Source organism: Lunatibacter salilacus (genome assembly GCF_009797935.1).
Lineage (GTDB): Bacteria > Bacteroidota > Bacteroidia > Cytophagales > Cyclobacteriaceae > Lunatibacter > Lunatibacter salilacus.
On record NZ_VOLC01000027.1, the window covers coordinates 20,118 to 38,667 of the forward strand.

At 41.6% G+C, this 18,550-nt stretch carries 13 protein-coding genes and 1 tRNA gene; 7 read left to right on the forward strand and 7 right to left on the reverse strand.

All coding sequences use genetic code 11. The features are described from left to right. The first annotated feature begins 132 nt into the window (after positions 1–132). Positions 133–206 (forward strand) — tRNA-Ile (locus FQ608_RS25075). A 737-nt stretch (positions 207–943) separates the two neighbouring features. Here the strand turns inward: FQ608_RS25075 and brnA are convergent. The 5 genes from brnA to FQ608_RS25100 all read right to left on the reverse strand — a co-directional run bounded on the left by brnA (position 944) and on the right by FQ608_RS25100 (position 4,340). After that, complete coding sequence (brnA, locus tag FQ608_RS25080; RefSeq protein WP_158861245.1) at positions 944–1,183, reverse strand: type II toxin-antitoxin system BrnA family antitoxin; 240 nt, start codon at positions 1,181–1,183, stop codon at positions 944–946. Next, positions 1,155–1,415: a BrnT family toxin gene (locus FQ608_RS25085; RefSeq protein WP_199856471.1), complete on the reverse strand. Its 261-nt coding sequence runs from the start codon at positions 1,413–1,415 to the stop codon at positions 1,155–1,157. The genes brnA and FQ608_RS25085 overlap by 29 nt, the downstream gene beginning before the upstream one ends. A gap of 389 nt (positions 1,416–1,804) precedes the next feature. Then, positions 1,805–2,050: a hypothetical protein gene (locus FQ608_RS25090; protein ID WP_234364388.1), complete on the reverse strand. Its 246-nt coding sequence runs from the start codon at positions 2,048–2,050 to the stop codon at positions 1,805–1,807. 192 nt (positions 2,051–2,242) lie between these two features. Then, positions 2,243–3,061, reverse strand: a complete 819-nt coding sequence (locus FQ608_RS25095) for an HNH endonuclease family protein (RefSeq protein WP_158861246.1) — start codon at positions 3,059–3,061, stop codon at positions 2,243–2,245. Further along, positions 3,045–4,340, reverse strand: a complete 1,296-nt coding sequence (locus tag FQ608_RS25100; RefSeq protein WP_158861247.1) for an AAA family ATPase — start codon at positions 4,338–4,340, stop codon at positions 3,045–3,047. The genes FQ608_RS25095 and FQ608_RS25100 overlap by 17 nt, the downstream gene beginning before the upstream one ends. A gap of 550 nt (positions 4,341–4,890) precedes the next feature. Here FQ608_RS25100 and FQ608_RS25105 point away from each other — a divergent pair. The 3 genes from FQ608_RS25105 (at position 4,891) to FQ608_RS25115 (ending at position 6,827) form a co-directional block, all read left to right on the forward strand. Next, positions 4,891–5,223: a hypothetical protein gene (locus FQ608_RS25105; RefSeq protein WP_158861248.1), complete on the forward strand. Its 333-nt coding sequence runs from the start codon at positions 4,891–4,893 to the stop codon at positions 5,221–5,223. 298 nt (positions 5,224–5,521) lie between these two features. Then, positions 5,522–5,749, forward strand: a complete 228-nt coding sequence (locus tag FQ608_RS25110) for a hypothetical protein (RefSeq protein WP_158861249.1) — start codon at positions 5,522–5,524, stop codon at positions 5,747–5,749. Positions 5,750–5,834: 85 nt separating this feature from the next. After that, a complete protein-coding gene (locus FQ608_RS25115) occupies positions 5,835–6,827 on the forward strand; it encodes an NAD(P)-dependent alcohol dehydrogenase (protein WP_158861250.1) in 993 nt (330 codons plus the stop codon). A gap of 228 nt (positions 6,828–7,055) precedes the next feature. Here the strand turns inward: FQ608_RS25115 and FQ608_RS25120 are convergent, their stop codons facing one another. After that, the gene (locus FQ608_RS25120) at positions 7,056–8,144 is read right to left on the reverse strand and encodes a 6-bladed beta-propeller (protein ID WP_158861251.1); all 1,089 of its coding nucleotides are present in this window, start codon (positions 8,142–8,144) and stop codon (positions 7,056–7,058) included. Between the two features lie 828 nt (positions 8,145–8,972). Between FQ608_RS25120 and FQ608_RS25125 the strand changes: the two genes are divergently transcribed. Beyond that, entirely contained in the window at positions 8,973–12,734 is a 3,762-nt protein-coding gene (locus FQ608_RS25125; protein ID WP_158861252.1) for a DEAD/DEAH box helicase, read from the forward strand. An 18-nt stretch (positions 12,735–12,752) separates the two neighbouring features. On the opposite strand, the gene FQ608_RS25130 is transcribed toward FQ608_RS25125, so the two are convergent. Further along, positions 12,753–13,697 carry a helix-turn-helix domain-containing protein gene (locus tag FQ608_RS25130; RefSeq protein WP_158861253.1) on the reverse strand — a complete coding sequence of 315 codons (945 nt, stop codon included), beginning with the start codon at positions 13,695–13,697 and terminating at the stop codon, positions 12,753–12,755. A gap of 179 nt (positions 13,698–13,876) precedes the next feature. Between FQ608_RS25130 and FQ608_RS25135 the strand changes: the two genes are divergently transcribed. Both FQ608_RS25135 and FQ608_RS25140 read left to right on the forward strand, forming a co-directional pair. Beyond that, positions 13,877–16,927 (forward strand): SusC/RagA family TonB-linked outer membrane protein, encoded by a 3,051-nt coding sequence (locus FQ608_RS25135; protein WP_234364389.1) that lies wholly within the window; start codon positions 13,877–13,879, stop codon positions 16,925–16,927. A gap of 114 nt (positions 16,928–17,041) precedes the next feature. Continuing rightward, positions 17,042–18,547, forward strand: a complete 1,506-nt coding sequence (locus FQ608_RS25140) for a SusD/RagB family nutrient-binding outer membrane lipoprotein (RefSeq protein ID WP_158861254.1) — start codon at positions 17,042–17,044, stop codon at positions 18,545–18,547. Positions 18,548–18,550: the final 3 nt, after the last annotated feature.

Genomic DNA, 18,550 nt, shown 5'->3' on the forward strand with positions numbered 1-18,550 from the left:
ATTTTGGTTTGAAAAAAAAGTAGCAAAAGCTATCTGGTTTTTTGAATCAGAAGCATAGATAAGTGGTTTGATTTTTGGGGAAGATTGAATTTGCCGGTTGTTTTCTCTTGTAGGGGATGGCCAAAATTAATAGGGCCTATAGCTCAGTTGGTTAGAGCTTCTGACTCATAATCAGGAGGTCCCTGGTTCGAGCCCAGGTGGGCCCACGATAAAATCAGCCACTTACGAATTTATTTTCGGGGTGGCTTTTTTTATTTCAATAAACTGTGGCTACCCAGTCATTTTCCGTCTTCGAGTAGTACGGAACTATTAAATGAACACATTACATTAAAAGCATGGATTGAGTGACAATATTGAACAAGTTTTAACTGTCGTCGCATCTCGCTATCGAATGTCAAGTAACGACAACTTAAACCGGATGTCAGGTGAATATTTTAAATTGAAGCGGTAAAGAATGGTATTGTTATTAGCCTTCTGCTATGTCTGTCTTGGGGATCACTGTTTTTAATTCATCCCAATCAAATGCATACTGTTCATACGCAAGGCAATTTTCCACAAAATCAGCAACACGCATCATATCTTAGTAGATTTATGCGGAAGATAGTGAAAAGTGGTTATTTATGCATAATTATACAAGACGAATCAATGCCCTTCACGAAATTTCTTATCCAAATTTTACTGTAAGTATTTGATTTATCCAGTATATCAGAATTCGTTTCCGGTCATCTTGAGCTCTTTGGGACCAAATTATTCATTTAACCATTGGTCAATCTCCTTATTGGCATCTTCTTCGCTCAAAAATTGTCCTTGTTTAACCTGTTCACGGGCTAAACTGATTGCCTTTTTTTGGCCTTCATTTAGTTTATAGATTTCGATGTCATCCGACTATAGTCGGTATACTTCTTCAAGAATTCTTCCGTCTGGGTCTTTTGAATTTAGGCAATTAACTGCTTTCTTTCAGTTTTTCAGCGATAAACACTTTAATTAAACTTTGCCGGGTAATCCCCAATTTCTGGGCAGCTTTATCCAGCTCGTGCACCATCCATTCCGGAAAATCCACACCTACCCGCCTTGGTTTTAACCCGGGCTTAGTTGCGGTTTCTATCATCAGAAAGTCAGTCAAATCCTCATTTTCCTCAAACTTTTGATCTAATTCAGATGCTGTAATAGATTTCTTTTTCATTTTCCCTTGATTTCCTTACCGATATGATCCTTATGGAATTATTTCTAACGGTGTAAATGGCTGACCAAATACGTTCATCGAATAGCGCAATTAATAAATACCGTTTTTCATCCACTGTTCTTGCTTCTAAAACGACTCTGCTTGCATCCTCCCATAGTTGTTGTGCTTGAATAAAATCAATTCCATGTTTTAGTCTATTAGACTCGCTTTTTTTGGGATCAAATTCAAACATTATTTTAATTTAGGTTAAAAATAAGCAAAAAGTGTTTAATTATTGTACGGTTTTTATACAAAAGTAGAATTGTCGGATGCTGGGGTTTAATTTTACTAAACTGCCTTCTATTTAAGCTGGAGCATAGCGTCGTATGAAAAATCTGGATTTTTGCATAAAAATTTTATTTAGTCGCATCCATTATAGCCAAGATAATGGTCAAAGCGTAAAAAGTCACTTCATAATTTTTTCCATCAGCGGCAGTTGTAAAGTAATTCTTTACAACTGAATTTTCATCTAACGCTCTCTCTTTTTCAGTATGTTTTCAATATGTTGTTCTACATTTTGCTCCATATGTTTCCATGGAACTTGCCTTCAATTATTTATTGTTTTTTTTAATCAATTTTGCATCACTCTAGAATATAGTATTTTACAGGCTTGTCAGAACCACCAATGTGCAAATTTTGCACATTTCTTTTTTCACCAAGCTCACCTTCTTTAAAAACATTGCCTATATGTTTTGTGATGACACTTCTTTCCCGTTGAAAGAGTTCGCTCATTTGTTCTTGAGTTAACCAAACGGTCTCGTTTTCAAGACGGGTTTGTATTTTGGTCTTACCGTCTTCGGATTGGTATATGATGATTTCACTTTTCATAATTGTTAACTGTCAGTTGAGAATGGTTAATGCTTTTTTAACTTAAACTCATTAATAATTAACCATTTACAATTCATCATTCTCTAAGCTCCTGATTTATATAATTCTCGTTCCAATCCTTTAACCGCTTCCAGGTAGTTGGCTTTGCTTCCTAACTTTGATATTCTTGTAATCCCGCATATCATCTACTTTTCACTGATTACTGAAAGCCGCCCACTCCAAAGCCTCAGGAGCACGGTTGAATAAATCATCCAGTTCAGGATGCAGACTTCTTTGGCGGATCATTTCATGCCAAACGGTTTGGTGGTGTTCGCTCTTAAGTGAATCAATCAAGGGATTCAACTGGGCTGCTGTGGCACCGCTTTCTTTCTTTGCGACATATTCAAAAAGTCTCGCTTTAAAATTACCGAAAGCCACTTTCCTAGCTCTTACCAAGTGGTTTCTGGAATTTAAACCCAGAATTTCAATGGTGTACTCTGCTCTTCTATAGTCATTGGCATCCTCTATAAAAGGAACAAAGCGAAAGGTGCTTTGAGTGTCCAAAAACAAATATTCCAGTGGTTCATCTGCTCTTGGGTCTACTAATAGGGCTTTACCTTTGGGTGGTGCTGTATCCTTAGGAATTGTTTTTAGATTCAGTTCATTTCCGGTGGCATCTTCAAATATGGCGAATTTGTCGCTTTTTGGCTGATTGCAAGGTCCACAAGCATAACAATAATTTTCCCAAACGAAGCATTTTTCAGGGTAAAAATTCTTAGGGTAAATATGTTCTACCTGGTTGGCGTTGCTGTCCTCGCAATAGTTACAACGGATAGTACCACCAGACATTTCTGCCAGATTTCCCCGCACCACTTTAAAGGCATCATTGGATTTCTTATTATACCTGGCAAACAGCTTTTTACCTTCTGATGTTTTTTCAGAAAAAGTGGGCTTGTCATCAACGGCTTTTTGATATTGTACAAGGAGTGATGCAGCCTTTGCCGTCAATGGTCTATCATTTAGATACAACATCGCTGAAATTACTTGTAATAGTTTTTAAATGTTCCAATTCTTCCTGTTCCATGGAAGTGAGTTTTTGCTTGAACGATTTAAGGTTAAGTTGAGCCAACTTTTCCGTTAGATCCTGTCCACTTTGAGATTGCGTAATATTTTTCCCAAAAAGTTCTGTCCCATAGGCATCCAGCAAGTCACCAAAAATCAATCGTTCTTTTTCTGTTCCTGTAATTTCACCCGAAGAAAGATCCGAACCAGGAGCTCTCAATCTCCAAATAGTGCCGTTTTCAGAAGCTCTGCAAATTAGAGGGCTATGCGTGGTAACAATAAACTGAATGCCCGGAAATACCTTCAAGAACCATTCTCCAATTCGAGCTTGCCAGCTGGGATGCAGATGGGCATCGATTTCATCTATTAATACAACTCCTGGAAGGTCAATAGTGAAATCTCCTTTTTTGAAATTTTTGAAAACTTCTTGTTGCCCATAAGACCGAACCATTTGGCGGATCAATTCAAAGGTTAAGCTTAGAATTGAGCGATACCCATCACTCATTTGCGTAACATCCACTGTTGCTCCATTGCCATCTACAAAGAATACTCCATCACTGCTAATACTATCCAGTTTGGCACCGTGGGGTAGAAGGTCGCCTTCATTAAGAAATGCCTTGAGAGATGCTAAAATGTCGGATTCATTTTCGTCAACCGTTTTTGTGGAAAACGAAGCCTTTTCAAGCGTTTTAATATGCAGGTTTTTCAGCCAATCAATTGCCTCTGTTAGCGCCACATCCTCTCCAAAAACAGACAAATGGGCGGCAGCTCTTGGGTCAGAATAGTACACTTTCATCCATTCTTTCTCGCCTCCAGTAAATCTGCGGAAAGGACCAAATGCACACGAAAACCATCCATTGGCATTACTCCAGATATTTTCTACAGGAGCACCCTTATTGCCTTCAAGCACATAACCGTTTCTTTCTTTCCTACTCAAAGTTAATGTAGCTTCAAAGGGTTTAGTTCTGGGCCTGCTTTTCCCGATTTTGTTATCTTCATTGTTTTTCTGTATAGTGAGGGAGATAATTCCATTTTCTTCTTCACCTCGCCTTACCCAATCATTAAGGTTTAATCGAAGTGCTTTAGCATCATTTGGCCCAATAATCCCCAATGAAATTGATCTTACAATTGTGGATTTTCCTGCACCGTTATCACCAATGATGACATGCCATCCAGCTGGATTTTCAAAGTTCATTTCAAAGTTTGAAATAGACCGGATGTTTTTGATGTGTATTTTATTCAGATACATAGCTATCAACTTTATTTTTCCATTCGGGCATCGACAAAAAATATTGGATGCATTCGGTTTTTAATTCAAATATGCTCCTCTCGAAGCATGCTTAATTTTTCACCAAATTGACTTTCCATTATATTCATTTTGACATGTTCTCACTGAACAAATATAACATTTGTTTTTATAGCGGATCGGAAAAAAGCTGCACTATTGTTGACCCCGGTTTGTTTGTCGGTTTTTGAGAAATGCAAATGTGCCATTTGCTGCATGGCAAAATCGCATCAAGGGTTTGAAACGTTACCTCCATTCTTGATAACAAACGTGCGTATTTTCTCCTCATTTTGAGGAATAATGCTGTACCCGGCTTTTATATAAGTGAAATTCTTACCCCACTGAAAATCATTTACACGCCATATTCGCTACATTGGGCAGTTTGGATTACACTAGGTTTTTTGGATCATTTGTTGCATATAATTGCAGGTTGGGATGGCTTTCTAGGACAGGTGGGGTGAAACCCTTCAGTCAGGTAATAATATTGATTCAACAACCAAAAAACTAAAACATCATGAGCGAGCAAAACAAGAACAAGAAACCAACTGTAGATCAAGAAGAAGAAGCTAAAGACAGCTTGGATAGATTACAGGAGAATAATTCCGATGCGGAATATAACCTTACTCCCGAGGATAGAAGGGCGCTCGGACCAAAAGATCTGAGTATGGATGGGGGGGATGATGAGGAATTGTTGAGGAGAAAGCGAAAAGTTGACTTTGCGGGAGAGGACCTTGATGTCCCCGGTAGTGAATTGGATGATGAGCAGGAGGAAATAGGAAGTGAGGACGAGGAAAATAACCTATACAGCCTGGGCAGCGACCAAAACGAAGATATTGATAGGGAATAAATAGTATTTGGTTTAATTTGTCCTTTTCATTTTAGATTTTCTGTGGTTTTTGGGGATCTTGATTGCTATCCCAAAAATTATTCGTTTTGATGCATATTTAGAATTAGCGCGGATAATTCATCAAACAAATTAGGAGTCAATCAAAGCCTTCATCATTCCTGATCCGCGGCAGTTGTAAAGTAATTCTTTACAACTGAAATTTCATCTACCTCTTCTTTATCAGTATATTTATGTTCTGGTTTTCTCTATTTTTTTTTGAGGTGTCAAAAAGTTTTCAAATTGTCAATAGTGGCGTTTAGTGGAGACAGAATACAGGAATTCTTCCCGCATCGTTCTTACTTTTCCGGATAAAAAATCGGAGATTATTCCGCTTGAATCAATCGTTGGTTCCAACGCTAGGGTCGATGAACTTCATGCGGAAAATCAACATACCAATGCGGAAACTATGGGGAAAATTCTGGGATTAGGTTTCAAACTGGACAATGTGGTAAAATACATTTTGATTTTTAGAAAGGAAGAGAGTTAAGTTGCTTAGGCATTATAATGGGAGAAGCGATATGGGAAATCGTGAAAAATGGTTATATTAACACGATTAATATCACCCCACCTTTATGCAAGCAGCCCTTCGGTATCACTATGGCAGTCCTGATAGAATTTTGGTAACGGATTATCCTAAGCCTGTTCCAAAAGAATACGAGATCCTAATTAAAATCAAAGCCACCACAGTGAACCGGACGGATTGTGGGGTGCTAAGTGGTTCGCCCTATATTTTTCGTTTTTTTGTGGGTTGGCCTCACCCAAGAACACCCATTCTTGGGACTGATTTTGCCGGCGTGGCTGAAGAGGTGGGCAAAAAGGTCACCAAGTTTAAGGTAGGTGACAAAGTCTGGGGCTTTGATGATAACGGATTACCCTCGCAGGCTGAATTTATGGCGTACCGTGAAGACGCCAACCTTATGCTTATTCCGGAAGGAATCAGTTTCAAAGAGGCAGCCGCATCGGCTGAAGCCGCCCATTATGCAATTAATTTTATAAAAAAAGTGACCTTTACACCTACCTCCCGTGTGTTGGTGAACGGAGCTACCGGGGGAATTGGATCAGCGGCGGTGCAGATTTTACTTCATGAAGGCAGGGAAGTCACCGCCACGGCACACTCTAAACATGTTCAAATGATCAAAGAGTTGGGGGTAAAGAAAGTAATCCCATATGATAAAGAAGATTTTACAAAAACAACGGATAGATTTGACATTGTACTTGATGCCGTGGGGAAAAGTACCTTTGAAAAATGCAAACCCATCCTCAATGAAAAAGGAGTCTACCTTTCCTCCGAATTGGGGGATGGAATTGAAAACCTATATCTCCCGCTGACCACTTCCATACGGGGTGGCAAGCGGGTCATCTTCCCGCTACCAACTGATATTAAAGCCAGTTTGGCCTATATTCAAAGGCTGCTTATTGCGGGGTCCTTTAGACCTGTGCTGGACAGAAGTTATCCTTTGGAAAAGGCAATGGAAGCATACACCTATGTAGCAGCAGGGAAAAAGATCGGCAATGTAATCTTGGATCTGGAAAACGGAAAGGAAGAGGTTTTTATACCTTCCTAAAATCCCTCTCCCAATACCTTTGGGGTTTTTGAAACCCCGAAGGTATTTTCTCTAAAGACTGGAGCGTTGATGTCGTTTAGGTGAAAAAACCATCGAGGTTTGGAAAACCTCAAAGGTTTGATTTTTTTGAAACCCTGAAGGTCTATTGTCTAAATATTGGAGCGTTGATGTCTTTTAGGGTAAAAAAACCTTCGAGGTTTGGAAGATCTCAAAGGTGAAAAAACTTTCTCAGTTATCCGACAAGTCCACAAATACCAACACAGGATTGTCTTCGGGATCAAGGTGTTGTGCTCCCTCGGGCAAATCGTTCGGTTCCAATTCAAGCAAATGGGCTGCCTGTGAAATGAAAAGAAGTTCATCGCCAATAACCGCCACCGGATACTGAAATGCGGGAAGCTGAGTAGGGGAGAAAATCCGTTTGGTTCCCTTTTCCCCATCCCAAAGTAGATGGTGTCGGGCCAGCTGCCCCTCAACCTGTACATCGACGCCGATATAATGAAATTCTCCCGAGCGAAAATAGTCGGAAATGGCCGCAAAGCCTTGGGAATTGATCATCTCAAATCCCTCCATCCAATCCATCTCAAAGTACCGCTCCGGTATGGCATACCTTCCAAAGTCAAAGCCTAGAACAGTTTCAAGGGAATCGGAAATCGAAAAGACTTTTGGGGCAAAAACCTCGTGAAAATACAGGTTGTTTCCGGACTTGACGAAATTCTGCTCCTGCATGGGGAGCATTGACCCCGTATAGGTATTGGGAAGGTAGGTGTCGGTGATTTCCCCGGAGGAGGTAAGTTTCACAATGCGGTTTTCGGTCAGGGGTAGGTTAAATCCGCCGTATAGCACATAGTTTCCATTGTCTAATTTCGAAAATGAAAATCCCAGGTAGGTCGTTTCTATTGTTTTGATAATTTGGCCATTCTCGTTAAAAACTTGGATGCGGGAATAAGCTCCCATACTTTCCAAAACCACAAGCCGAGCATCGGAAATCAAAAAATCCGTAATGGCATTCAGTGTGTTGGGTCCTTCTCCAACGAGCGCTGCGGGGCCTAAATAGTTTCCTTCCCTATCAAATCGCTGAATGGCATTTCTGGTATTTTTATCATAGATATAAATATGATCTTCTGAGATTTTAACAGATAAATATTCACCCAATAGAATTTCAGGGCGAGTTTCTAACGGAATAATTTTTGTTACCTTATAGGGTGTGTTAACCTCCGTAAAATCCTCCAAACGCAGGATTCTGTCTACAATTTTCGAGTTCTGGTCACATGAAAAGCAAAATAGTAGGATAGCGAGGAAAAGGATAGGTTTATCCATAGGTCGGTTGTTGTTAGTTTAAAATTTAATTTCAAAATCTATAGGAATGAGATATTTTAAACCATATAAGGCAGGGATCCATTCCCAATTGAAGGTGAAAGAGCAACTTCGACGCTGCCCCAACCCAGCCCTCCCTTCTGTAACCGTTACGCTATCACAGGATTTTCAACTTTAGGGGAGGGTTTTAATTATTTAGTTCGAAATATAAACTCTTTGCTAGAATCATCAAAAGTCCCCCCTAAAGGAGTGATTTAGGGGGGCACCACGGAGACGGAACCTGATCTAGATCTCGAAGCCATATCGTATGGCGAAACAAGGCAGAACTTGCCAGGATCGGGTTTTGGCGGGAGATTATGGCTTCTCCAACTCTCACCGTTGCCAAAACACAATCGAATTATTTGGCTACTAAGATTACACCCCTCTGGGGCTAGACCGATATTAACCATATTTGTATGGGCTTCAACTACTCTTTTTACCTTGTGCCTTTTTGAATTGAGAGGAACCTTTGTTCATCTTTTTACGAATTAACCGTCCTTTGCTTTTCGGTAGCGAAAGATTCTCGTGAGATCGGTAAAACCTTAAATGAAATTATATGTCTCGTATGGTTAATTACATTTTTTTAAGTTAAGCATCCAAATTCACGGGCAACGGGTTTTTAAAACTAAAAAATTATTATCAAATATCCGCCTTTTATCGAATGTTTTAGAGGGTGGCTTCTCATATTGTTCTCTGGATATTCAATATACCATCTACGCTGTTTGCTAATATTTATACTGAATCCTTTTATCTCTTAACCAAACCCTTTAATTTTCGGCAAATTCATATCCCATGCCCCTAACCACAGACCAGCAAAGTATGCTGCGGAGTCACAAGCGTAACCTATCTCCTTATGTATTGGAAAAAGGTTTAATCCTCTATAAAGAAGGGAAGGTTACCTTTGATTATTATGAGGAAGAGTCTGGGTCCTTTTATTTTTTAGTAAAGGGAAATGTTGAACCTCTCTATCAGGTTACAATAAATCTCACGGAAATAGATTTTTCTTTAGATGATTTCATCGGGGAGGAAGAGATAGATTGTTCCTGTATCTATTTTGAAGAAAACTTAGAATGCAAGCATGTTGCGGCGTCCCTATTTTTTCTGGAATCGAATAAAAACAAAGTGTTTAATCATGATCCAGAAGAAGATTTGCTTCTTTTTTCTGAGTTGCCCAAAAAAGAATATATCCGACCGGAACCTAGGGAAAAATTGGTATTCCCAATAGTAATTCCGTGTGAGCCTTCAGAAATCCCAAAACTTGCGGATAAAATGACTATGGTTTCCGATAAAGATGTCGAGGGATGGTTGATAAATATTGATATTAAGGAGGAGGCATATGTTTATGAAGTAGAAATTCACGGGAAACAACACTATATACGGATTGATTATTCCCTAGGTAAAGTCAAAATCAATGGAACGTATACCCAGGAATACCTAGTTATTTTGGGCCTGCAATGGCTGAAATCACGGTATAAGTCGCCCAAATTAAATGAATTAAACTATTTGACAAAACAGCAAAAACAGCAGGCGATGTCAGATTATTTAGTTCGGGTTGGGCTGAAAGATCAAATAAAGGACCTGGACAACGCTTTCCATTTTGTGTTTGCGGAAGATCAGGTTTTTTTGAATCCAAGAGGCCCTTTAAGGGGTTTATATAATTTAGAAATCCTTTCGAAAGCGATGAACAAGCAAGTTTTTTCACCATTACGTACTTCGGAAAAGAAGATGGAAGTAAGAGAGGATGTCTTTTCGGAATGGGGGACCTACCACGCTGCCTTTGCTTTAGTAAATGATTTTCGGGGCAAGTTCGATAAGATCATCCCGATTATGGCCAAAGGAACCAAAGCGGATCCTAAAGCACTCAACACTAAAGTTACATTATTTGATGATCCCAACGATTTCCGACTTGCAAGCAGTCCAAATTTGGAGCATATTATGGCAGCAGCAAATAGAGTAAACAAAGCCATAAAAAGTAAAGATTTCCAAATCATTCACACGCTGTTTGGTGAATTTTTGCATGTTGCTTCTGCATATAGAATATTTGTATTTCAAGGAAACGCACGGGAGGCACAGTATCCTAAAAAAAGTAACTTTGGAAAATCTCTCCGGATTTTGCGCACCAGATTTGTGGTAAAAATCAGTAAGAAAGAATTACTGTATGATGTGAAATTCATTTTAAAAATGGGTGAAGAGGAGTGGGGATTGGAAGAATTAAATGATCATTTGGAAGTAAATACAACGTATGCCACATTCCTAAACTTGAACCTTTTTTATTTTCGGAGTCTAGCGGAAATGAAGGTGCTTGAATTTTTGAGAGAGTTTCCTCTTTTACACGTGGTGGAAAGTGACCTGGACTACCTCGTAAATGATATCTTACTGCCTATGTCCAAGAATGTAGAAATAATCGATGAATCCGGTTTGTTTCAGGAGGCTGATGGTTCTGGTAATTTACAGCGGGAACTGTATATCACGGAACTAACCGGATTGGTCATTTTTCGGCCCCAAGTCAAGTATGGGGAAAACGCCTATTCCAACCCCCTAGAAGGGAATACCATCATGGATCCGGAAACTAAAACGCTCTACCTGCGGGACGAAGATGTGGAGGATGAATATCTGGCATTGCTAAGGGACCTACACCCAAGCTTCGGACGGGGTGGGGGACAAGGATTTTTCCACCTGACCCACGATGCCTTTATGGAAAACCTCTGGTTTATGAAGGCCTTTGAGCGACTCAAAAAGGAGAGTGTCCGGGTACTTGGCCTGGATAAAATAGCGATAAAGAAATACTCCCCTTTCCCTCCAGAGATCAGCATGGAGTTTGGTTCTTCCCAAGATTGGTTTGAGGTGAGTGCCCAGGTAGTTTTTGGCAACAACAAGGTAAAACTGAAAGATATTAAACGGGCACTGGAAAAGGACAACAATTACGTTGAGCTGGCGGACGGAACCATCGGTATATTGCCGGAGCAGTGGGTTAAAAAGTTTGGTCGGCTCTTCCGCACCGGGGAGACAGACAAAGAGGATATAAAAATTTCCAAAACCCAGTTTAACCTCCTTGACGACATGGAGGAACTGGTGAACTTTCCAAAAATTATCGAGGAGATAGCAGAGAAGAAGGAAAGATTGCGGCAGTTTACGGAAATCCAACAAACTACCGTGCCCAAGAAGCTAAACGCTACATTGAGAAATTACCAATATGCCGGACTGAATTGGCTGAATTTCTTGCAGGAATATGGTTGGGGAGGAATATTGGCGGATGATATGGGTTTGGGAAAAACCCTGCAGTTGATTACCATGATTTGCAAAATGGTGGAGAAAACAGGCAAAAAGGTTTTGGTCGTTGCACCGACTACCCTGCTTTTTAACTGGAAAAACGAACTGGAGAAGTTTGCTCCGCATATCGATTACTTTGTCCATCATGGCGATAGATATGACACAGTAGAGGAATTGAGCAAGCATCAGGTAGTCCTGACCAGCTATGGATTGGTCATTAACGATCTGGAGTTGCTTCGGCAGATTGAGTTTGATGCTATCATTGCCGATGAATCGCAGGCCATTAAAAACACCCAGTCCCAACGCTACAAAGCGATTACAAAGCTTAAGGGTAAATTCAAAGTGGCACTTACCGGCACACCGATTGAAAACGGTTTGGCGGAGCTTTTTGCACAGATGAACTTTGTAAATCCTGGGTTCTTTTCGACCTTCAAAGGATTTAAAGACAACTACCTCCTCCCACTTAAAAAGGGCAATGCGGAGATATTGACCGAATTGCAACGAAAGATACAACCCTTCATCCTCCGAAGGACCAAAAAAGAGGTGCTTACCGAACTTCCAGAAAAGACGGAGGAATACCTGTATTGCGAGATGGATGCGGTTCAGCGGAAAATATACGATGCCTACCGCAATGAGTATCGGGATTTTCTGCTTAAGAAATTCGAAGAGGAGGGATCGGAATCCTCCAAAATGTATGTGCTGGAAGGACTTACCCGATTAAGGCAGGTGTGTGACTCTACACAACTTGTGCCCAACAACGAAGGGAAAAGTGCTTCTGCCAAAATTGAAATCTTGCTGGAACATATCACGGATAAAACCGGAAACCACAAGGTATTGGTGTTTAGTCAGTTTGTGAAGATGCTGGACATCGTGCAGGAGAAGTTGAAGGAGAACAATATCCAATACACCTATTTGGACGGGAAAACCAGTTTGAAAGAGCGGGAAGCCCGAGTCAATCAGTTTCAAAGTGATGACAACAAACGGGTATTTTTGATCAGTCTAAAGGCCGGGGGAACTGGATTGAATCTGACCGCTGCTGACTATGTGTATATCTTGGATCCATGGTGGAATCCTGCCGTGGAGAATCAGGCCATAGACCGCTGCTACCGAATGGGGCAGGAAAAACATGTCATTGCTTACCGCATGGTATGCACAAATACTATTGAAGAGAAGATCATGAAATTACAGCAGGCCAAAACCAAAATGGCAAAAGAAGTTATTGCTGAGGGGGATAGCTTTTTGGGTTCCCTGGATGGGGAAGGGATGTTGGCATTGTTTGATTAGAGGTGAAAAGAGCCGATTCTATTTTAAGTGCTGCTCTCTGTAAGCTTTTGGAAGCATGCCTGTGGCTTTCTTAAAAGCAGCACTGAAGTGGGTAGGGTGCTGATATCCCAGTTCTTCGGCAATTTCGGCAATCTTTAAATCCGACTGTTTCAAAAGATCCTTGGCTTGCTCCATTTTATACGCAAGCAAATAGCTAAATACACTGCTTCCAAATTGAAGTTTAAAGTGTTTTTTAAGAGTAAATTCATTGGTTCCCACTTCCAGTGCAAGAGATTTAAGGGAAATGCCTGTCTTCAGATTTTTCAAAAGTAACTGCCTAGCCATTTCCATTTTTTCCGCCTCTTCCGGCTTTAAACCAGGTTCAGGTTGGGATTTTGGATTCTGTAGGAGTTGGTCCATTTGATATAAAATCAGCTCAGTGACCTTTGCCTCGATAAAATAGTTTTTTAGCTTGGGATTCAATTTTTCCTCCAAAATCTGAAGAAGTAAAAGGTTAATTTTTTGGTCAAGGTAAATCGATGCCCGATGAAGTTGGGCTTGATTTCCTGTTTTCACTTTCGATTCAAACTCCTTCCATTGTAACGCATGATCATATGAAAAGGAAAAAAAATAATCCACCTGCGCATATACAATCATAGCCTCCAACTTGGATTCTGTCCTCGCCTCGACCAAAACGTTTTCCTTTCCAAAGTAGAAGCTGTTGCAGTGTCGATTTTCAATCGTAAATAACAAAGAATTTTTTTCTATCCCACAGTAGGCGCAGCTTCCCTGCAAACAAAAAATCAATACCACGTAGTTTTCCGGCATAACCAGGGTTCTCTTGGAACCGATGGATTTGTCGAGAGAGATGTATCGAAAATAAATTTTATCCGCAAAATACTCATATGCTTTTCCATCCTCAGTGGTAAATTCCCGTTCCTGATAGGGTCTTTTTTCTTCAGAACCTTCTTCTGAATTCTCCATATTTAATTCAAGCAGACTTTTAAAGTGGTTGAGGGGATTTATTCCTTTTATCGTCATTTTTTATTCCTGATAAGGTCACTGCATAGCCGGGCTGGCGTATACCTTTGCACAAAGTTAATCTTTTTTAGATTAAGTCTAAATAGTAATAATACTTCGTACATAAGAATTCAAAATTTATCATGATGAGACGTTTAAAAATAACTTTTATTTTAGCGCTGGGCTTCTCCCTACTGATGCTTTCGCACCAGCTTTCCGCCCAACGGGTCCACGTATTTGGAACAATTACTGAAAGAGACTCCGGATTACCACTTCCGGGGGCGGTCATTCAAGTTGAGGATACACCTGTTACTTCGGTTTCTGGAAGGAATGGAGAATTCCGGATGTATGCAGAAGTGGGAGATCAGATTACGATTTCATTTTTGGGATTTCTTACCCAGCGACTTCAGGTTGGTGCAGAAGAGCAAACACTTGACATCCGCATGGAAGAGGATCAAAAAATGCTCTCCGAGGTAGTGGTGACTGGAGCTTTGGGAATACGCAGGGCTGCTAAAGAAATTGGTGGTGGAACCCAAGTAATCGGTAACGAATACCTCAACCAAGGTAAAACGGTTAACCCACTCACCGGGCTCACCAGTAAAGTTGCTGGCCTTCGTATTAATATGTATGACAGCAAGGTGGATCCTCAAATCCAAATTGTGATGCGGGGATCAAGGTCCCTGAATAGAAATGCAAACGCTCCTATATATGTGGTCGACGGTGTTCCCATTCCCGATATCAGCCGACTGAATCCAAATGACATTGAAAGTATTACAGTATTAAAGGGAGCTAACGCCGCAGCACTGTACGGGTCGGAAGGAGTCAACGGTGCGTTAATGATCACAACGAAAAGAGGAACCAAGGGAAATACACGGGTAACCTTTAGCAATACGACCACTTTTAGTGATGTCTTTTTACTACCCGGTGCCCAAAATGAGTTTGGCCAAGGGCAAAATGGTGTCTATGATCCATTACAACATGAATCTTGGGGTCCACGATTTGACGGGACGATGAGGGATTTCGGACCCGAGCTTCCAGACGGTACCCAACCGCAGCTCCTATATGCCGCTCCGAACAGGGACAATCGGTTGAAGCTTTTTCAGCGGGGGATGAATTTGCAGAATGATATTTCCTTCTCCGGAGGGGATGATAATAGCTCTTATTTTCTGTCTCTACAGGATGTGCGGATTACAGGAATTCTCCCCGGTGACGAAAGTAACCGTACAGGTGCAAGATTTAATGGCTCCAAGAAATTCGGCAATCTGCGGACATCGTATAACCTAAACTATGTGACATTTTCCAAGTCCTTTGCTCCGGATGGACCTTGGCTTTCAACCTATACCTCACCCGCCAACCTGGACTATACTCAAATGGTGGATTGGCAGGATCCAAACAGCATAGCTTATCCAAACAATTACTTTACAGACCTGGTCAAAAATCCGTTTTTTTTACTGGACAATTATCGTCAAAACAATGACCAATATACCATCAACGGTAAAATTGAACTGGATTATGAGGTCAAGCCTTGGCTGAGTGTTATATATAGACTGGGATTTTATATGGATGTAAATGAGACCAGAAATACTACCGGAAAATTTGAAGGAATAGGTAGGAGAAATGTTAATGGCGCTGTGACTGATATCAACGATAACTTTCAGCGCTACAACGGTGATTTAATCCTAAACTTCCGAAAACAGTTTGGCAAATTTTCCAACAATCTGATCTTGGGACAGAATTTCCGGGCAGATAACAGCAAGCGGGTTACCGTAGGTGCTTCGAACCTGTTGTTGCCGGGAATTTATAATCCGGACGTTCGTGTGGGAGAATTGACGTCCGGTTCCGGAAGTTCCATAACGGAATACAGATCACTGGCGGTTTACGGCGAGTGGACAGGAGGGTATGACAATTTCCTCTACGTAACCCTGACGGGTAGAAATGACTGGGTATCTGTATTGGACCCCAGCAACCGATCTTATTTCTATCCCGGAGTAAGTACCTCCTTCCTGTTTCCGGAAGTAATACCGTTTTTAAAAGACAGCAAATTTCTAACCTTTGGAAAGCTATTCGCTTCATGGAATAGAACCGGAAATGTAACCTTGGCTCCATACAGGCTTAATAATCCCTACAGTCAGACCAATGGCTTTCCCTTTGGAACGTTGGTTGGTTTTACACCAAGTTCTGCATACCCCAATCCGGGCATACAGCCGGAGTTTGTTACCTCCTACGAAGTAGGTACGCAGTTAAGCTTTTTGGATCACCGACTGCATGTGGAAGGAAGTTATGTGTATTCTGATTCAGAAGGGCAGATTTTTAACGCTTCTGTTTCCAGAGCCACTGGTTATAGCACGGCCATTGTGAATGCCGGCCGATTAACCAACCGTATTGTAGAGCTGAGCATTATGGGCGATGTGCTGCAGCGGCAGGATCAAAAATTAAATGTGGGAATTACCTTCAGCCGGATCAACAACAACGTAGAGGAACTGTATGAGGGCGACTCCTATAATATTTTCCGACAGTCTTATGCGAATGTAGGCCAGTCCTATCCAAGCTTGATGGTCAGCGATTACCTTCGTGATCCCCAAGGTAGGGTGGTAATCAATCAAGAGACGGGATATCCTCAGGTATCTCCCGTTGAAACCCATTTAGGAACCATGGTTCCTCCTTACCAAGCAGGTGCCAGCGTGATATACAAGTTCAGAAACCTGAGTATAGCTGCCCAGTTTGACGGCCGATGGGGTGGATGGCTCTATTCCGAAATCATCCCCCGCCAATACACTGCTGGTACCCATCCCAGAACGGTTGCCTATGATCGGGAGCCTTTCCTGTATCCCAATTCAGTAATTCAGCAGGAGGATGGAAGTTTTGTGGAAAATATCGCTATCCTTTCTCCGGGTGACAAGGCATTTTGGGATTTTGAAGGAAAGATTCAGTCCAACACCGCGGTAAAATCGGATTTCTTCAAGCTCAGGGAATTAAATCTTACCTATGAATTGCCACAAAAATGGTTTGGTGGACAGAGGTTTCTTGAGGCAGCAAGCCTTAGCTTAATAGGTACCAACCTGTTTATCCTCCGGCACAAGGACAATGACCACGGAGATCCCGAATACTTGTACAACTCCACTGACGGCTATGTCAGTTTCAGGCAAGTACCTCCGTTCCGGACTTATGGATTCAATGTAAACCTTTCTTTTTGACCAAATCGAGCAGGACGCAGGCAACCCACGGAGGGATGATTATCATTGCGAGATTCAATGTGACCTCTAAAAAACAAATTATAAACATATTAAATGATCTTATCAAATAAAGTCATGCAATTACGACACACAATTACCCTTTTGGGATTTATTACGATACTCTTCCAATCCTGTGCGGATTTCTTAGATGTAAATGATAATCCCAACGCTCCGGTTTCAGAAAACCTGGCACTTAGTGCTAAACTTCCGGCGGCCTTGGTCGCCTCCGTTAATCAGGAACAAGGCCAACTTAACCAATTGGGAGCCCTGTGGGGTGGCTATTGGGGAACAAGCAGCGAAGGAATCAACTCCTTCTTTCACCAAAAAAACTACAATGGTCCCGGAATGCGGGACGTTCGGGATGGCTATCCGGTTTGGGAAACTACTTATACGACGTTGGTTTATTATCACCTGATCAGAGAACAGGCAGAGCAGGAGGGAGAGCCTTTTTACGAGGGCGTGGCCAAAATAATGCAGGGATGGCATTTTCTGCGCTTGGTTGATATATATAATAATGTTCCTTTTGAGGAAGCATTGCAGGGAACGACCAATTCAACTCCTTCCTATGAAGCCGGTCAAGACGTGTACCAAAAAGCAGTAAATCTCATTACCGAAGGAATCTCGGCAATTCAAATGGCACCAGCGGCGCAGGTGGCTGGAACAGACGATGTTTTGTTTAAAGGGAACAAAACGCTTTGGGCAAAATTTGGAAACACAGTAAAACTGCGGGCACTGATCCGCCAAAGTGAAAAGGACAATGCAGCCTATATCAACGCAGAACTTGCGAAGATTGCAGCTGAAGGCAGTGGATTTTTGGGGATGGGTGAAAGTGCCTTGATCCAGCCAGGTTATCTGCAAACAGCGGGCAAAATGAACCCCTTTTATGAAAGTTACTACCGGAATGTGCAGCAGGCAGCTACCGCAAACTACCAGGATATCCGGCCTACAACCTACTTGTTGGAAAAATATACGGAAAGGAACGATCCCAGACTTGGACAGCTTTATTTGGCTGTTAATGGCGACTATAATGGAGTTGTTTTTGGAGATCCTGTTGTAAACCAAGCCCTATATGGACGTGCAAATACGTCGGCATTAAAAGGTCCGTTGGAAAACAACGGACAGCCTGCCGGGCTTTTGAAAAGTCCCACACAGGCAAGTGTGTTGATGGGATCCTTTGAAAGTTTGTTTTTGCAAGCCGAAGCTGCGCAACGTGGATGGATCAACCTATCCGCAGAAGAACTTTATAATGCGGCTATTACGGAATCCTTCGTCTATCTGGGACTGAACGGTGCGGCTGCGGATGAATACTTGAATCAGTCAGAAGTAGCTTATCAGGGCACATTAGATCAGCTAATCCTTCAAAAATGGCTTTCCCTAAACAGTATTAGCAGTATCGAAGCTTGGAATGACTTCCGGAGACTTGGTATGCCCCAGTTTCCAAATTCCCTTGCCATAAATAATCCTTCCGTCCGACCCCAACGGCTGATGTATCCGGAGACAGAACGCATGACAAATCTGGATGAAGTCGTCAGTCAGGGCGATGACCAAGTCACCACCGCCAAAGTTTGGTGGGCAAACTAACTC